Origin of the sequence: Agrobacterium sp. NPDC089420, from assembly GCF_044900305.1 — a bacterium.
Taxonomy (GTDB): Bacteria; Pseudomonadota; Alphaproteobacteria; order Rhizobiales; family Rhizobiaceae; genus Agrobacterium.
In genome coordinates this window covers 70,761-87,309 of record NZ_JBJDMY010000013.1, presented here as the reverse complement: position 1 = coordinate 87,309, position 16,549 = coordinate 70,761, and the positions used below count along the sequence as shown (strand labels likewise).

Genomic DNA, 16,549 nt, shown 5'->3' with positions numbered 1-16,549 from the left:
ACTTAAAATGCGCATCCTCGTCATCAATCCGAATACAACGCAATCCATGACCGCGACCATCGCCGATGCCGCAACGCGGGCGGCCGGCCGCGATACGGAGATTCTCGCCGTCACATCCTCGATGGGGCCGGTCTCCATCGAAGGATATTACGACGAGGTTTTCGCCGTGCCCGGCCTGCTGCTCGAAGTCGCCAGGGCGCCAGCAATCGGTGCGAAGGCGGCCGTCATCGCCTGTTTCGACGATACCGGGCTCGATGCGGCCCGCGCGCTCGCCGATATTCCGGTTATCGGCATCTGCGAGGCGGCCGTATCCGCCACGGCCTTCATCGCGCAGAAATTCACCATCGTCACGACGATGGAACGGTCGCGGCTGCCGCTCGAACATCTCGTCCAGCGTTACGGCATGTCGTGCCGCTGCAATGTTCGCGCCGCCGATATTCCGGTCCTGTCGCTCGAAGATCCCGGCTCGAATGCCCGGGAAAGGCTGCGGGAGGAGATTTCGCTGGCCCTGAAGGAGGATCGGGCGGAAGCGATCGTGCTCGGTTGCGCCGGCATGGCGGACCTTGCCGCCGAGTTGCGCAGCGAATTCGGCGTGCCGGTGGTGGACGGTGTCGCCGCGGCCGTCAAACAGGCGGAATCACTGGTGTCCATGGGGCTCTCCACCGCCAAGCGCGGCGCCTATGCCACGCCGCTCGCCAAGCCCTATTCCGGGTTGCTGGAGGCGTTCCGGCCGGACAGGCTTTCCGGCGCATCTGGCGGCGGTGGAGATCGTGACGTTCTGACGATCTCTGCCCACAAGGCGACGAATGCCAGCTGATAGGCCAGATCGTGCCGCAGATTCTGCCATGCCAGACCGTTCAGAGTGATCCGCGAGCCGTTTCTTCTCAGGATATGCGCGCGCTCGGCTCTCGCCAGGAGGGCCGTGACATGTGCACGGCTGGTCCCATAGGCGCGCGCGGCCGCCTTGCGGGAAAATTCGCAGCCCGCCGTGTCGCGGGCATCCGTTCCGGCGGCCAGCAGCAGATCCAATAACAGCGGAAAACCGGGCGCATGTCCCAGGAACATCCGCATTTCGTCGGATGGCGGTGGCAATTCCCGGGCATGCCGCAGGAACCAGCTCACGCCGTCGATCAGCATGCCCGTTTCGATAACAGTGTCTTGGGGCCTGTCCGCTGCCGGGGCGGTTTCCCACGGGGAGGCCGCCGTGAGATAGGTCCTGGCGAGTGCCTCGATCGCCACAGGCAGCCAGCCATCCAGCGACCACGGCCGCTCGCGATTGTCGCCGCGTGGCGGGTGGCGCTGCGCGGCGTTTTCCAGTTCCAGCCAGTCGATCAACGCCCGTATCCGGCGGCTGGATATCCAGCCGGGCGGTACGACGACCGCCTGAACCGCCGCCAGTGTGAAGGGCATGCCATGGGACGCTCCAAGCCCGGCGGCGCACATCACGGCGGCGAAGGCGCCAAAGTCGCCGAATGCGCGGACAAGACGCCTTTCCCGCTTGAAGATGGCCGGTATATGGGCACAAAGATGCATGACGGCATCGTCAAAGGCGTCATCCCGCAAGATCCGGTTTGCAAGCAAGCTCAGTCTCTCCCGAAACATGTCCGGTCGAGGCCGAACAAAATCCCTCTTCGGAAGCTGTTTTGAACCCTGGGCGCCTGCTTTTCCGGATACCTTTCTCCCATGAGTTTCTGTTCTTCGCTACTTTATGGCGAAGTCCAATATGCGGGCATTGATAGTCGGCCGCGGCCGTCAGGGACGCTGATGGCAGTCGACAAGTTCCGATTTGGAAGATGCGTGCAATTTGTTGCACTCCCCCGCCGACCTCTCCAGGGGTATTAAAAAATACTCTCATAAATTGAGTGTTAAAGAGCGCACATAAAATATGTGTTCCTGCGGCACCTTTTGCGAGGGCGGCGCTAACGATAATGTTATCGCCTGTTTTTATTGCATAATTTTCTACGACTTCGGGTGTCTTGTCTTCGCGCGATAATCCGGTGGTGCAATCTTTAAGGGTTGTTTTCCCCGGCGTTGGCGACGATGCGCAGGGTACATCCGCGACTATCCGAGATCAGCATGTTCTACCGGGTTTTTGGTGCGGTCGGCAGTAATGCCGGGCGGCCAGCGGCTTCGTATTGCCTTTTTATCCACCCCAATTCTCCAAAGGAGGTTGAATCAATGCAACTTCGCCATGTTCTTTTTGCCGGCCTTACGGTCATCGCAACGCAATTCGACATAACCTCAATGGGCCAGACGCCCCTTGCCAATGCGGCCGCGCTCACCACCGAACAGGTGGCGGCCTTCCAGTCCAGGCTCGAACAGGCGGAAGCGAGCCGGGATGTTCTCGGCCGCCGATCCGCGTGCCTGATGGAACATCTGACGGCGCAGCAGCAACTCAGCGCCGACCGCGAGCGGGCGCTGGGACAGGCCATGTATCTGCAGATCGAGCTGGAACGGCAGGTGGTCCAGTCCGAAACCAGCGTGAAGGGTTTTGAAGAGCTGGTTCAGTCCGAAAGCGCCAATGTCGCAACGCGCCGGGCCATTTTCGAAAAGGCCCAGCGAGAAAGGGCCGAGCAGGCCGACCGGGTAAGGACCTGCAGCCAGGTTCTCTTCTTCCTGCCCGGCATTTGCCCGGCCGGTGAGGCGGTCGTCAAAAGCCTGGGTTGGATGAACGATGCCGCGCGGGAATATAACGCGGCGCGGCCGCGGCTGGAAAATGCTGAAAAGGCCCTTGCCGACGTTCGCGGCCAGCTTGAAAACAACCGCCGCCAGCTTGCCGCCGCGCAACAGAGCCATGGCGAAAACCAGAAGGCCGTCAAACAGCTCGAAGAGCAGATCACCAGGCTCAAGGCGGCGATTTCCACCATCAACGTCAAGGTTCAGGACTTCAACGTCCAGGTCGGCGCTTTCACCGGCGCCCTCAAGGAAGCAAGTGAAGTCAATCCCGACGACGCGAAAATCCGCCAGGTCGAGCGGCTGTCCGCCGAAATCGACGGCCTGAGCAAGGACGTGCCGCATTTCATTTCTTCCACCGAAGCCGGACTGCCGGACGAAGCGAAGCAGCGATGCGGATCGTGAACGATCGATCCCGTGATTTTGCCTAACCACCCATCAACAGGAGTTTGAAAATGAACAATGTCGTGACTTTTGACAGCCGTGAAGCCCAGCTCAACAAGGAAATCGACGCCGATGTCGAGGCGATCGTTTCCCAGCCGAAATTCAGCCTTCCCAAATCGGATACGGCGCTCGTCCGGTCCTATGTCGACAAGATCCAGGGAACATACGACGTCGAGCGCGCCAAGCGCGATACCGACAATGCGATCGACCTGCTTTACATCGCCTATAACACCACGCCGCAGGAAGAAGGCAAGATCCGCGGCCGCATCAGCGCCATCATGGACAAGCTGATAACGGCGCAGCAGAAAAGCCAGAGGACCATGAAAGACGCGATGGACGTGGCGAGCCGCATCCGTATTTCAATCGACGATCTCTTTGCCGACTGGCTGGACGTGAAGGAGGACAATGATCAGGCCGATATCAAGAGCTTCGTTTCCAACGACCTGATAAAGCTTGCCAAGAATATCCGGGACAAGGCGCTGGCCGTCCGCGACGACCTTCTCGTCGTCGCGTCCACCTATGACGCCATCATCCGGGAAACGGCGCAGATCACCGATGCGAGCGAAATGGTCCTGAGCAAGCGTCTCGAAGACAAGGCGGTGATGGAACGCGAGATCCGCGAGGCCGATGCCCGGCGCGAGCAGCTTGAATCGCTGGTGAACGATCTGAAGGTGCAGGTCGCGGAATTCGAGAAGAAAGCCCGCGAATATGAAAAGCGGGCCAATACCGCGGAAGAGCGCTCCTTCATCATGTCGATCGTGCGGGTCGGCGCGCAGATGATTTCAAGCGCCATTCCCGCCATCGCCATGGTGGCGGGCGGTCCGGCCTCGATGCTGGCGTCATCGGTCGGCGGCGCGCTTTCGGGACAGTCCAAGGGCGGGCAGGATGCCGACGGCCAGGGGCAGGGCGGCGGCTCCCGCACACCGGCAACCGGCGGCGGCAAGACGGATTCGGCCGCGACGCAGAGCAAGATTTCCGAGCAGAAGGCCGAACTTCGCAAAAGCGAGGAAAAACGGGACGCCCTGAAGACGGATATCAAGTCGCTGGAGGACACCAGATCGGCGCTGGCGAAAGACGCCGAGGGGGCCGATCCGAAATCGAGCAAGGCGGTCGAGCTTGCCGAACTCGATAAACGCCTGAGCGCGCGCGCGGGCGAACTGAAAACGCAGGAAGAAAAGATCGCTGGTCAGCAGACCCTGATTTCCAGCCTGCAGGCTTCTCTCGACGCCCTGGACAAGGGGTTGGGCAAGCTTTCCGACGAGCAGCAGCAGCAGGCGGCGAGCCTGCGCGAAATCCAGATGCAGATGATCGACAAGGCGGAGGCCTATGAGAAGGAACGCCGTACCCAGGCTGCCGAACTCGTGAAAATCAATGCTTTGCTGAAGGGAAAGCAGGCCGAGGACGACAAGATCAAGCTCGCGATCCAGTCGCTCAACGTCAGCATCACGGCGCTCAAACGCATGAAGGAGATCATTGAGGAAATCGCCTTCTTCTTCAAGAGTTTCGCCGATTTCATGCAGGCCGTTGCCGATGACGCCCAGCATCAGATCAAGGCGATCGAAAGCGTCGCCGAACTCGACGTCATCCGAAAGAACCGCTTCGCCCAGCTCATTCGCTCCGTCGACGAGTTTTTCGTCAGGCAGACCGCGCAATGGTACGCGGTGATCACGGTCAGCGACAGGTTCAACCGCAGCTTCTCGGAGGGATGGTCCAAGCTCAACAAGCTGCAGGGCAAATATCTCACCGGCACCGAACTGACGAACTACATGACGGAGGCCTCGCAGAAACTCTCCGCCATCGTCGCCGAACGCGAGGCCGCCGCCGATGAGAAGATCGCATCGTTGCATGCCTATCGCGAGGATCTGAACAAGAGCGCCTGATCCCGCAGAAGACTGCCGCTCCTGTCCCGGCCAGACAGGAAGCGGACCATGGTCCCAGCCGCAATCGTCCCCTTTGGCTTGAGATCATGGGCAATGTCCTGCCGGCGCGGATGCCGGCAGGACGGCCGCCGCCACCGAACGTCGATTTCATCCGATCAACATCAACGACGGGCTTCCGGCCGCCATCGACGTGCAAGCCGGATCGCGTCATTTACGAAGGAGAAGACCATGCCGACTGTCCACAACCCTCCCGCATTGATCGCCCAGGAGACGCCCTCCTGGTGCTTCGCCGCGGTCGAACAGATGGTGCGCGCCTATTACGGGCTTGGCGCGGCCACGCAATATGCGATTGCAAGGCGCAACACCGCCGCACTTGCGACCGTTGATCCGCAGGTGCAGGAGCGCTGGGAGCTGGCGCAGGTTCTCGATCAATCCGCCGAGATCGACGAGCAGGACGGCGCCAATCCCGACAGCAATATCGTCAAGCTGGTTTTCAGCCAATGGAACGCCTTCGACCACGCGACGACCGGCGGCCGGTTCGTCGATGCGCTGACAGCCGACATCGTCCGGCGCGAGATCGACCACGACCGCGTCTTCGTGATCGGCACGCATATCCATTATTACCTCGTTTATGGTTACACCGAAAATGGCAAGGATCTCGAACTTCATGTTCTCGATCCATGGCCAGCCGGGCAGGGCGGAACGAGAACGCGTATCGGCCTGCAGGAATTCCTGAGGACGCCCGCGCATACCGCCGTCGTCTTCGGTTAAGCCGGTGCGCCGACCAGCCGCTGCGCCCCTGCGGAAATAGCGGTGGTCCCATCGATCGCCGGATGCGTTCCGGCACCCAGTCAGCCTTCAACCAAAGCCTGCCGATCCCGCATGTCTAACGCCGGGAGCAGGTGAACCATGTCCAAAAGGAGATACACATGCCCATTCTCAGCAGTTTCATCGTCAAGCATGTCCGCCCCTTCGGCGAAGCGGGCTACAATACATTCGGCAATGCGCAGACCATCGAGTTCCTCTCGAGCCTCGGCCTCAATATCGGGGAGATCACCAATATCTTCGCCGCCTGGCGCCTTGCGGCGCTGGCCGATCCCGTGGGACAGAGCAATCTCTTCATCGACGCGGCCAATGCGGTGGCGCAGGCGCGATGGGGCAACCTTTATGAGACCGACATGAGCACGGTCATGTTTCTCGACGATGCCCAGCTCGAATCCCTCAGCCATCTCGAGCCGGGGGCGAACAGCAACTTCTCATGGCGGTCGCCGACGCCGATCGCGGCCGCGGTGACCATTCACAGGCAGAGCAACAGGCACCACATCATCTGGGGCGCCACCGGCTTTTCCGGCGGCACCGACGGAAACGGCCGGATATCGCATTTCACCGCATTATTGCCGACGGAGCGATAAGGCCCTTCTAACAATTGCCGAAGACGCCGGGAGGCCATCATGGCTTTCCGGCGTCGTTGCGACCGGCCCCTTCATATCCCTGTCGTAATAGTGTCTGATACCGACGTCGTTTTCGGGTCCGGGATCGTGTGGCGAACAGCCGTTGCGCGCCGGGCGGGAGTTCTTGCGTGAAGTCGTCAGTACAGGCAATGCACAGCCAAGCGGAGAAGCATCGACCGGGCACGCCCGGTGAAGTTTTCGTCGCTTTCCTGAAGCTCGGGGTGACCTCCTTTGGTGGTCCCATCGCCCATCTCGGTTATTTTCGCGATGAGCTGGTGGTGCGGCGCAAATGGATCGATGAGGCGGGTTATGCCGATCTCGTGGCCCTGTGCCAGTTCCTTCCCGGCCCGGCCTCCAGCCAGGTGGGTTTTGCGCTCGGCTTGCTGCGGGCGGGGCCGCTCGGCGCCCTGGCCGCCTGGACGGCCTTTACATTGCCTTCTGCCATCCTGCTGTTTTTCTTCGCCACGGTTTCCGCCGCCATCGCGGGGCCGGTGGGCGCCGGTCTCTTGCACGGGCTGAAGATCGTCGCCGTCGCCGTGGTGGCGCAGGCTGTCTGGGGCATGGCGAAAAGCCTTGCGCCGGATCGTGAGCGTGCCGGCATCGCGCTCGCCGGCATTGTCTGCGTCGTGTTCGTCGCCGGTGCCTTCGGGCAGATGCTGGCGCTTGCCGCAGGCGCGCTCGCCGGCCTCGTCTTCTGCCGTGCAAAGGCCGCCGGTCCGTCCGTTCCCCTGGCATTCCGGCTGCCGAAACGCGTGGGATATGCGGCGCTCGCCGCCTTTGCGCTGCTCCTCGGCTTCCTGCCGCTCGTGGCGGCGGGCGCCGGCCAGCAAGGCCTCTCGCTGTTTGACGCTTTCTACCGGGCCGGCGCGCTGGTGTTCGGGGGTGGGCACGTGGTGCTGCCCTTGCTGCAATCGGAGGTCGTTGCCACCGGCTGGGTCACGCAAGACGCCTTCATTGCAGGATATGGCGCGACACAGGCCGTGCCGGGTCCGCTTTTCACCTTCGCCGCCTATCTCGGCGCCGTGGCCGGGCCGCAGCCGAACGGCGTTGCCGGCGCGGCCATCGCCCTGGTTGCGATCTTTCTGCCGGGCATGCTGCTGCTCGTCGGCGCGCTTCCCTTCTGGGAAGGGTTTCGTCGGCGTCTTCCGGCTCAAGCCGCCATGCGCGGCGCCAATGCCGCCGTGGTCGGTATTCTCGGTGCGGCGCTTTATGATCCGGTATGGACAAGCGCCATCTTCACACCGAAGGATTTCACCCTTGCGCTCGCCGGTTTCGTCCTGTTGACGGTCTGGAAAGCGCCGCCATGGGCCGTGGTGCTTCTCTGCGCCGGCGGCGGCGTGTCGCTCGCCCTCTCATAGCCGCCTCATCCGCTGCCGATTTCGGCGAATAACCAGTCGGAAAAGGCGTTCATGGCCGGTGTCGGCGGTTTCGATTGCAGCCGTGTCAGCCAGTAGCTTCCCAGAGACAGGGTGACGGGAAAGGGCTGGACGATGGCGCCGGAGGCGAGATGCCGCAGGAACATCGATGGCGGGGCCAGCGCCACACCCAGCCCCTGCAGGGCGGCCTCCATCATGCCCAGCGACGTGTCGAAAACAATGCCGGCATTCACCTGCGCCGCCGGCGTCACGCCGGCAGCCGCAAACCAGGCGGTCCATTCATCCGCCCTGTAGCTGCGCAGCAACGTCGTCTCCATCAGGTCGGCGGGCGTCTTCAGCCTCTCGGCCAGTGTCGGCGTGCAGAGCGGCGAGAGCGGCGCTTCGAAAAGCCGGAAGGCATCGGTGCCGTGCCACGAACCCTGGCCGAAGCGAATGGCGAAATCCAGCCCTTCGGCGGCCATGTCCACCCGGTTGTTGTTGGTGGAAACCCGCACATCGATGAAGGGGTGCCGCTGCTGAAAATCCCTCAGGCGCGGCAGCAGCCAGCCCACGGCAAAGGTGCCGACGGCGCCGAGGAACAGCAATTCGCGCACCTGCCCGGCCTCGATCCGGTCAAGCGTGGTCGCCATTTGGTCGAAGGAGCTGGTCACCGTCGGCAGGAGCGCTTCGCCTTCCGCGGTAATTTTCAGACCGCGCGGCAGCCGCTGGAAAAGCGGGACGCCGAGCCGTTTTTCCAGTCCCTTCACCTGCTGGCTCACCGCCGCCTGCGTGACGCACAGTTCGATGGCGGCGCGGGTAAAGCTCAGGTGCCGGGCCGATGCCTCGAAGGCTCTGAGGCCGTTCAGGGGAAGAAATTGCCGAACCATACATGACCTAAATTTTCTTGCATCTCTTCCGAGATATCATGATTTGTTCGTGCAATGTAGGGCGGCTACACGTCTTTCGCTGGGGCGGCGCAAGCGCCGGAAATCCACCTGAGGTTTTGGAGAACGCGAAAGATGAAACCCAATCGCAGACATGTCGCACTGGCGGCATTGCTCTCGGTCAACCTGTTCACGCAGGCCTTTGCCGCCGACGATGCCAGGCTGAAAGCGATAGCCGATGCCGCGATCAAGCCCGTCATGGAGAAAAACGACATTCCCGGACTTGCCGTCGGCATCAGTGTCGATGGGATAAGCCATGTCTTTACCTATGGCGTCATGTCCAGGAGCACGGACCGGCCGGTCACGCCGCAGACGCTGTTCGAACTGGGCTCCATCTCCAAGACGTTCACGGTCACTCTCAGCACCTATGCCGAACTGAACGGCCAACTGTCCCTGTCCGGCAAGGTCGGAGATTATCTTGCGTCGTTGAAGGGCACGCCTTTCGGTGAGGTCGCGCTGATGCACCTCGGCACCCACACCGCCGGCGGTTTTCCGCTTCAGCTGCCGGACAGCGTCACGACGGAAAAACAGCTTCTCGCCTATCTCAGGGCCTGGAAACCCATTTATGAAGCCGGAACGCACAGAACCTATGCCAATCCCAGCATCGGCATGCTGGGCTATGTCACCGCCAGGGCGATGGGCCGGGGCTTTGACAGCGCCATGCGGGACACGCTGTTTCCCGCGCTCGGGTTGAAGAACACCTTCATTGCCGTGCCGAGGGCCAGGATGGACGACTATGCGCAGGGCTACAGGCGAACCGGCGAGCCCGCCCGGGTGACGCCGGGGGTTCTTTCGTCGGAGGCCTATGGCGTGCGGTCGACCGCGGCCGACATGATCCGCTTCGTCAACGCCAATATGGGGCTGGAAAAGCTGGATGGCAAAATCCGCCAGGCGATCATCAATACCCATACGGGGTATTTCGGCGTCGGCGCCATGACGCAGGATATGGTCTGGGAGCAATATGCCGATCCGGTCGACCTGAAGACGCTGACCGAGGCGAATTCGGGCGCTTTGCTCAAAACCGTGCCGGTCCGCGAAATCACCCCGCCGATGCCGCCGCGTCAGGATGTCTTCATCAACAAGACCGGTTCCACCAATGGTTTTGGCGCCTATGTCGCCTTCATACCGAAACGAAAAGTCGGAATCGTCATTCTGGCCAATAAAAACTATCCCAACGAGGATCGCGTTTTGGCCGCCTACGAAATTTTGACGGCGCTTGACGCAAGGCAATGACCTGCGTTCGGTGTCCGTGTGGCTGCTGTTGCGGCGCGGACGCCGATTGCCTCCGGGTCAAAACCGGTTTCGGTTTCGCCCGCCCCGATGACAGCGGCGGGCAATCGCGCTACCGGAGAAAAGATGTGCCGGCCACCGATTCGATTTCGGGCGACGGGCGCATCTCAAAAAAGGCAAATCTGTTTGTGCGGCTGCGATCTGCAACGGGAAAGACCGTCAGGTTCGCGCCGGCCGGTTCGTGGGGGGGCGACGATGAGCGATACGGGTGGTTATTTTCCGCGCTGGCGACTGAAAACCGAAGGACGCATCATGCCGGATGAGCGGCTGCCCGCCGGGCAGACCGCCGTTCTCGGCCTGCAGCACGTCGTGGCCATGTTCGGGTCCACGGTTCTTGCGCCATTGATCATGGGGTTCGATCCGAATGTCTCGATCCTGTTTTCCGGTATCTCGACGCTGATCTTCTTCATTGCCGTCGGCGGGCGGGTGCCGAGCTATCTCGGCTCCTCCTTTGCCTTCATCGGACCGGTGCTGGTGGCGACCGGCGCGGCCGCGGGCGCCGCCAGTCCGAATATTGCGCTGGCACTCGGCGGCATCATTGCGGCTGGCGTGCTTTATGCCTTGATCGGCGTCGTCGTCATGGTCGCCGGCCATAACTGGATCGAACGGCTGATGCCGCCGGTTCTGACCGGCGCGATCGTTGCCGCAATCGGTCTTGTGCTCGCACCCATCGCCATAGCCAGCGCCTCCGGCACCGGCCCGGGCAATCCCGACGGCGACCAGCTGTCGCGATGGATCGCGATCCTGACGGTGACCTCCGTTGGCGCGATTGCCGTCTATGCGCCGGGCATGGCGCGCCGTTTGCCGATCCTCATCGGCGGTGCCGTCGCCTATCTCGCCTACCTTTTGCTGGCCAACGGCTTCGGCCTTGGCAAGCCCGTCGATTTTTCGGGCGTTGCGGCCGCGTCCTGGTTCGGATTGCCGACCTTCACCACGCCGGTATTTTCCGCGTCCGCGATTGCCCTGATCGCTCCCGTCGTCGTCATTCTGGTGGCTGAAAATCTCGGGCATATCAAGGCGATTGGCGCGATGACCGGCCGGAACCTCGACCCTTATCTCGGACGCGCCTTCATCGGCGACGGCATCGCCACCATCTTTTCCGGCGCCTTCGGCGGAACCGGCATGACGACCTATGCCGAAAACATGGGCGTCATGGCGATAACCCGCATTTTCTCGACGCTTGTCTTCATTGTCGCGGCATTGGTCGCCATCATCCTTGGCTTCTCGCCGAAATTCGGCGCGCTCATCCAGACGATACCCGGCCCCGTGATCGGCGGCCTGTCCGTGGTCGTCTTCGGCCTCATCGCGGCCACCGCCGGGCGTATCTGGGTGGAAAACAAGGTCGATTTTTCCGAGCCGCGCAACCTCATCACCGTGGGTATCGCGCTGGTGCTGGGCGCCGGCAACTTCAAGCTCAATGTCGCGGGCTTCACGCTGGATGGCATCGGCACGGCGACCATCGGCGCCATCGCCTTTTACCATCTGCTCAGCATCGGCCGGAGGGGCGAGGGCAAATAAGCCCGGCCCCGCCAAGGCCGCGACAGGGGCGTGGGGCGGCATGGCTTTTAATAGTTCACGGTGACGACGACCGTGTCGGCATAATTTCCCGGTGCAGGCGTGTTCTGCGCCGGCACGCGGCCATAGACGGTCAATGTCTGCAGGCCGCCTGTTCCGGTGCCGGAGGCTGTTTGCCCGGCCGCGCTCCCCCAGACATTCGCGCGATTGGCGTCACGATAAAGGCCGTAGATTATCGACGAGCCTGCCTGCACCATCTGGCGTGCGGCCGGCGGGCTGTTGCTCAGGCCGCCGTTGAGCGCGACGCTGTAGCTGAGATTGGCGGTGCAGGTCAGGTTGATGGCCCCGGTCGCATCGACCGCCGTGTTGAGGACGCCGTGATTGCCGAAATTGATGTTCTGCGCCGTGACGATGCAGGTTGGTGCCACCGCGGCCGAGACGTTGAAGGGAACCTGGGTGGGATTCTGGGTGACATCGGAGCAGTTGGGCGCAAACAAAGTATAGGAGGTATAGGTGAAACTGGTCTCGGCGCCGGCGAAGCTGGTGAGATAAAGGCCGCGCGCCGCGGATGCCTGGCCGGCGGTAATCCTGCCGTAAACGGTACGGGTGGCGTTGTTGATGAGGAGAGGCAGCGCCATGTCGATCGGGGGAGGCGATCCGAGTGCGGGCTGAGCGACCGATCCCCAGGAGGTGGTCCGTGCGGAATTCTGATAGAGTTGGTAGTTCAGGGTGTTGCTGCCCTGAAGCATTCGGCGGATGCCGCCAGACTGGCCGCCGCTGCCGGCATTGATGTTGGGGCAGATGCGGATGGACAGCGCCAACGACAGCGGATTGGAACAGGTGATCGACAACGTGCCGGTGCTGTCCACCGCGCTGCCGCTTGCAAGGTTGACGACGCCGAAATTCATGTCCGACATGCTGAAGCTGCAGCTTTGCGCCAGCACCGGCGAGGCGGACAGCGAGGCGGCGATGGCGAGTGCGGCGCGGGTCGGGACCTTCATGGAACGCTCCTGCATAGGGTTTCTAGGGTTGCGCGGGTAGGGCTGCCGGCGGGGACGGTGATCTCGGCCTCGCAATGTCCCCGGGTGGGTTGCGAGATGCGAAGCCGATGCGTCTCTTCGATATTATCGAGATAGGCCTGCCCGTCATAACCGACGATGAAATCACGCTTGCCGTCTATCGTGCCTGTCGAGCCGGTTTCGATGAATTCGCCGCTTGCGTCTTTCAGCGTCACCAGCGCCACCTGGCCCTCGGTTTCGACCTTGAAGTTGACGACCGCGCCGGCGCGTTCGGTCGGCCTGACCGTCTGTTTCGTGCGGTCGATGCGGGCGTCGACGGGCAGATTGCCGGGGTCGAGCGTGATGGTGTTGGCATCATAGGCGCGCAGGTTGGGCAGCAATATCTTTCCGCGGCGGTTTGTCTGGCCGATCGGTCGGTTTTCGAGGAGGATGTCGACCCCGGGCGCGCCTGCATCCACGACGGCGAAGGCGTCATCGATCCGGTTTCCGACGAAGACGTCGCCGCCTGCCAGCGCGATGGACCCGTCGATCTGGGCATAGGCCTGTGTCGCGCCGTTGAACCGGTCGACGCCCGCCGATACGCGGGCGATGCTGCCGCGATAGCTGCCGGACGCCGAGGCGATGTCGTTGCCGCCGGTCGAGCCGCGCAGGCGCCAGCCGTAACTGCCTTCGGCCTGTTCTTCGGATTTTCCGAGCTCGGCCGTCAGCGAATATCCGTCCGCGTCGGCGGACATGCCGGACGAGCCGGAGACGCCGCCGCCGAAAGACCAGGACAGGCCGGCGAAGATGCCATAGGAACGGCTGTCATCGAGGTCCTTATAGGCGGTGACGAAGATATTGCCGTTTTCCCCGAAGGGCCGCGTGGCGGAGAGGCCGAGCAGGCGGGATCGCCTTTCGTCGAAGGTTTCCAGCTGGGTATAGGAGAAGTTCAGGCTCGTTTCATCGAAGCCGAGCTGCGTGGACAGGGAGATCTGGTCGAGGGAACGCGGCGGCCTGACGCTCAGCAGGCCGGATATCGGCCGGGTCTTGGCGGTTGCGGCGGAAACGGACGCCATGTCGTTATAGTCCCCGAATGTCCGCTGCGATCGCGCGTTGATTTTCACGCCGAGCAATTCGGCTTCGACGTTCGCGGACAGCTGATAGCCGCTTTCCGCACTGAAACGGCTCGATGCGCCCGAAACCGCCGCCAGCACATGGGCGCCGAGCGTGAAGACGCCGCCAAGGCCGATATTGTAGAAATCCTCACCGCCTTCCGCATGGCCCTCCAGGGTAAGCCGGTCCGATACCCCGTAACGTAGCGTCGCCGATCCGAGCGGTTTTTCATCGTAATCGAAAGAGGAGATTCCGTAATTGCGCCGGGCAAAACCGAGCTCCGCCGAAAAATCGACGAGGCCCTGCGCCAGCAGGTCCGGTGACGTATAAAACGGCGTCTCCGACACTGTTTCGCGGCCGAGCGCGTCGCGCACCACCAGCCGTGCATTTCCCGCGCCGCTGATCACCGGAAGGTTGGTGATGGAAAAGGGGCCTTCGGGAACGTCCTGCGACAGGCGGCGGATATTGTTGACATAGACATCAACGGTGGAGGGCACCGCGGCGGAGCCGGCAAATTCGGGCATCGGCATGGTGACGATATCCGGCCGCAGGTCGAAGTTGCGGCGGATTTGCAGGCCGCCAAGCCGTGTCGGGCGGGTCCAGCTCAGCCCGCCGGTGATCAGATCCCCGGCCCGATAGGTCGTCAGCGTCTCCTCGTCGGAATAGCTCCAGGTGGTGTCGAGGCGCTGCGTGTCGAACGCCGAGAAGCGGGAGGTGCTTAGAACATGCGAGGAAGACAGCACGCCGAGCGGACCGAAAACCCTGCTTTCGAGAAGGGCCGAGATGCCGTTGAAATCGGCGATATCCGACCATGTGTCACCGCCCGAGGCGCCATAGATCGTGTAATTCACCAGACCTCCCACATCGCGCGCGGCCTTTTCCTCCTGCTCTTCCTCGTCCTGTCCCCGCGCTGTGCCGCCGGACGCGTCGATGATCTTGCTCGCCCTGGCCGCCATCGGCAGGGTGAAATGCACGGACTGGGTGCTTTCGTCATAACGGGCCACCACGTCCGGCATTCTGGAAAGATCGATCCAGCCATCATCGCCGACGGCGCTCTCAACCGGGGAAATCCCGATATTCGTGAGCTGTTCCGGTTCGATGAGAAGCGATCCGGCGTCGTTTTGACGAAATGTCGCGATCAGGTCTGTCGAAACATCGTTGATGTAGACTTCGAGCTGCAATCGCTCCGCTTGTCCGGCGGCAAGGGCGGCCGGCGGCGCCGCAGGGGGGATATCCTGCGCCACGGAAAAACTGCCCGATGAAATGACCGTCAAACCGGCAATCGTCAAAACGGCAAGGTCAGCCGCCCGAGACGCGCGCCGTCGCATTGACGGGGCCGCCTTCGCTGTCTGCCGAAATCTTCAGCGTGCCGCCGGCCTTGCCGCCGGTCGCCGGAACGAGGAAGCTCGCGGCGGATTTGCCGAGCACATAGCCCACCAGCCCCTGCTGCCGCGCAATTGCCTGGCCGTTGCCGCCGGAGAGTATCAGATTGGCGATCCTTATCCGCCTCTCGCCGCTGTTCGACACCGACACCCGATAACCCTTGCCCTGCGGCGTCACCTTCCACACCGGCTCGGCATCGCCGGTGGAGGCGGGCGAGAAGAAGACGGGTATGGAATGGCGCACCACCAGATTGACCGTGCCGGATTGTGCTTTTCCAACCGGCGGCAATTCGTCGACGATGACGCGATAACTCTCTTCGGCCCTGACGGGCGCCTTGGAAAGCCGGACGATGCGGATGAGGTTCTCCGCCCCGGCTTTCAGTTCGGTCATGGGCGGGCTGGCGACGACGTCTTGCGCCGCCGTATAGACGTCCGAACCGTTTTGCTGCGTCCAGCGGAATATCCGGACCTGAACGTTGATCGGACTTTTCGCATCGTTCCAGATGCGAAGGCTCGAGGCCGCCGTCGGGGCCTTGAGATCGAGAATGACGGGTGAAACCCTTAAGGATGCAGCCTGTGAAGGCGAGACACTCAAACCGGCAAAAAACGCAGCCGCTAAGGTAAAAAGACGCATGCGCGATCCTCCCTATGGCGATCAGTAGTTGAGCGTGGCCGTCACCGTATCGGTATAGACGCCGACCGCGGGTGTCGTCTGGGCAGGCGCGCGCCCATAGACAGTGAAAGTCTGCGGCGCCCCGGTTCCGGTTCCGGTTTGCCGGTCGGTCCCCACAGTGTTTCCCCACACCGTACTATGCGCCGCAGTCGTATAAAGCGAATAGGAAATGGTCGCCCCCGCCGGGGAAGTCATCAGGCGGTTGGCGACCGTCGCGCCCGTGCCGGCGCCGGCGCTGAGGCCGAGGCTGAAGGGCGTGCCCGATGTGCATTGCACGACGATCTGGCTGGTGGCGTCCACAGGGTTGGCGATGACGCCGCTGGTCCCGAAATCGAGATTGCTGGCGGAATTGATCTGGCACGCCGCCTGAATGGTGATCTGGACCGTGAAATTCGTCGTGGCCACCTGTGCGATGCCCGATGCCGGTGTCAGAACCAGCGTCAGCGCCGCAAACGACAACAGACTGCCTGATGTTGAAAACCTCATGCTCCCTCCTCAAGCCGCTGCGCTGCTGATTTCCCGATGCGCAACATGAAACTACTCCAATAACGAGTAATTAGAATAATCTAATACTCGCTCTGATTTGGTTAACGAATCCTTAATGGCTGAGCCGGAAAAACTTCAGGGTGAATTACGGTATTCGGTACAACCCTTAATGCAGCGCATCGCCCCGATTGCAGGCGCACGGAACCGGCATTAAATCCCATCCACGCATTGTTTACCGACATGCGACATCTTGTCAGCCGGCCCCGGTTGGCGTAGTCGAAACCGATGGAAACCCGGGGCGATGCACAGTACAGTTCGGTGGTGCTGTGTTCGGCTCCATAGACA

The 16,549-nt window shown here is 62.1% G+C and carries 14 protein-coding genes; 8 read left to right on the top strand and 6 right to left on the bottom strand.

The window, feature by feature from the left end; all coding sequences use genetic code 11:
• Positions 1 to 7 precede the first annotated feature (7 nt).
• Positions 8 to 817: an aspartate/glutamate racemase family protein gene (locus ACI2KA_RS19255; protein ID WP_404504064.1), complete on the top strand. Its 810-nt coding sequence runs from the start codon at positions 8 to 10 to the stop codon at positions 815 to 817.
• Here ACI2KA_RS19255 and ACI2KA_RS19250 read toward each other — a convergent pair.
• Positions 703 to 1,581: a hypothetical protein gene (locus ACI2KA_RS19250; protein WP_404504063.1), complete on the bottom strand. Its 879-nt coding sequence runs from the start codon at positions 1,579 to 1,581 to the stop codon at positions 703 to 705. The genes ACI2KA_RS19255 and ACI2KA_RS19250 overlap by 115 nt on opposite strands.
• Positions 1,582 to 2,178: 597 nt before the next feature.
• Between ACI2KA_RS19250 and ACI2KA_RS19245 the strand changes: the two genes are divergently transcribed.
• From ACI2KA_RS19245 to chrA, 5 genes are all read left to right on the top strand, one after another.
• Positions 2,179 to 3,078: a hypothetical protein gene (locus tag ACI2KA_RS19245; protein WP_404504062.1), complete on the top strand. Its 900-nt coding sequence runs from the start codon at positions 2,179 to 2,181 to the stop codon at positions 3,076 to 3,078.
• 50 nt (positions 3,079 to 3,128) lie between these two features.
• Entirely contained in the window at positions 3,129 to 4,997 is a 1,869-nt protein-coding gene (locus ACI2KA_RS19240; RefSeq protein ID WP_404504061.1) for a tyrosyl-tRNA deacylase, read from the top strand.
• 228 nt (positions 4,998 to 5,225) lie between these two features.
• Entirely contained in the window at positions 5,226 to 5,768 is a 543-nt protein-coding gene (locus ACI2KA_RS19235) for a hypothetical protein (protein WP_404504060.1), read from the top strand.
• Between the two features lie 158 nt (positions 5,769 to 5,926).
• Positions 5,927 to 6,409: a hypothetical protein gene (locus ACI2KA_RS19230; protein WP_404504059.1), complete on the top strand. Its 483-nt coding sequence runs from the start codon at positions 5,927 to 5,929 to the stop codon at positions 6,407 to 6,409.
• A 188-nt stretch (positions 6,410 to 6,597) separates the two neighbouring features.
• Positions 6,598 to 7,806 carry a chromate efflux transporter gene (chrA, locus tag ACI2KA_RS19225; RefSeq protein WP_404504147.1) on the top strand — a complete coding sequence of 403 codons (1,209 nt, stop codon included), beginning with the start codon at positions 6,598 to 6,600 and terminating at the stop codon, positions 7,804 to 7,806.
• 5 nt (positions 7,807 to 7,811) lie between these two features.
• On the opposite strand, the gene gcvA is transcribed toward chrA, so the two are convergent.
• Positions 7,812 to 8,690, bottom strand: a complete 879-nt coding sequence (gene gcvA / locus ACI2KA_RS19220) for a transcriptional regulator GcvA (protein WP_404504058.1) — start codon at positions 8,688 to 8,690, stop codon at positions 7,812 to 7,814.
• Positions 8,691 to 8,822: 132 nt separating this feature from the next.
• Between gcvA and ampC the strand changes: the two genes are divergently transcribed.
• The gene (gene ampC, locus ACI2KA_RS19215) at positions 8,823 to 9,980 is read left to right on the top strand and encodes a class C beta-lactamase (protein WP_404504057.1); all 1,158 of its coding nucleotides are present in this window, start codon (positions 8,823 to 8,825) and stop codon (positions 9,978 to 9,980) included.
• 252 nt (positions 9,981 to 10,232) lie between these two features.
• A complete protein-coding gene (locus tag ACI2KA_RS19210; protein WP_404504056.1) occupies positions 10,233 to 11,555 on the top strand; it encodes a solute carrier family 23 protein in 1,323 nt (440 codons plus the stop codon).
• Positions 11,556 to 11,602: 47 nt separating this feature from the next.
• Here ACI2KA_RS19210 and ACI2KA_RS19205 read toward each other — a convergent pair whose 3' ends face one another.
• The 4 genes from ACI2KA_RS19205 to ACI2KA_RS19190 are packed head-to-tail and all read right to left on the bottom strand — an operon-like array spanning position 11,603 to position 16,204.
• The gene (locus ACI2KA_RS19205; RefSeq protein WP_404504055.1) at positions 11,603 to 12,553 is read right to left on the bottom strand and encodes a spore coat U domain-containing protein; all 951 of its coding nucleotides are present in this window, start codon (positions 12,551 to 12,553) and stop codon (positions 11,603 to 11,605) included.
• Entirely contained in the window at positions 12,550 to 14,991 is a 2,442-nt protein-coding gene (locus tag ACI2KA_RS19200) for a fimbria/pilus outer membrane usher protein (RefSeq protein WP_404504054.1), read from the bottom strand. The genes ACI2KA_RS19205 and ACI2KA_RS19200 overlap by 4 nt, the downstream gene beginning before the upstream one ends.
• Positions 14,963 to 15,679, bottom strand: a complete 717-nt coding sequence (locus tag ACI2KA_RS19195) for a molecular chaperone (protein ID WP_404504053.1) — start codon at positions 15,677 to 15,679, stop codon at positions 14,963 to 14,965. The genes ACI2KA_RS19200 and ACI2KA_RS19195 overlap by 29 nt, the downstream gene beginning before the upstream one ends.
• A 21-nt stretch (positions 15,680 to 15,700) precedes the next feature.
• Positions 15,701 to 16,204, bottom strand: coding sequence for a spore coat U domain-containing protein (locus ACI2KA_RS19190; RefSeq protein WP_404504052.1), 504 nt, complete (start codon positions 16,202 to 16,204; stop codon positions 15,701 to 15,703).
• Positions 16,205 to 16,549 lie beyond the last annotated feature (345 nt).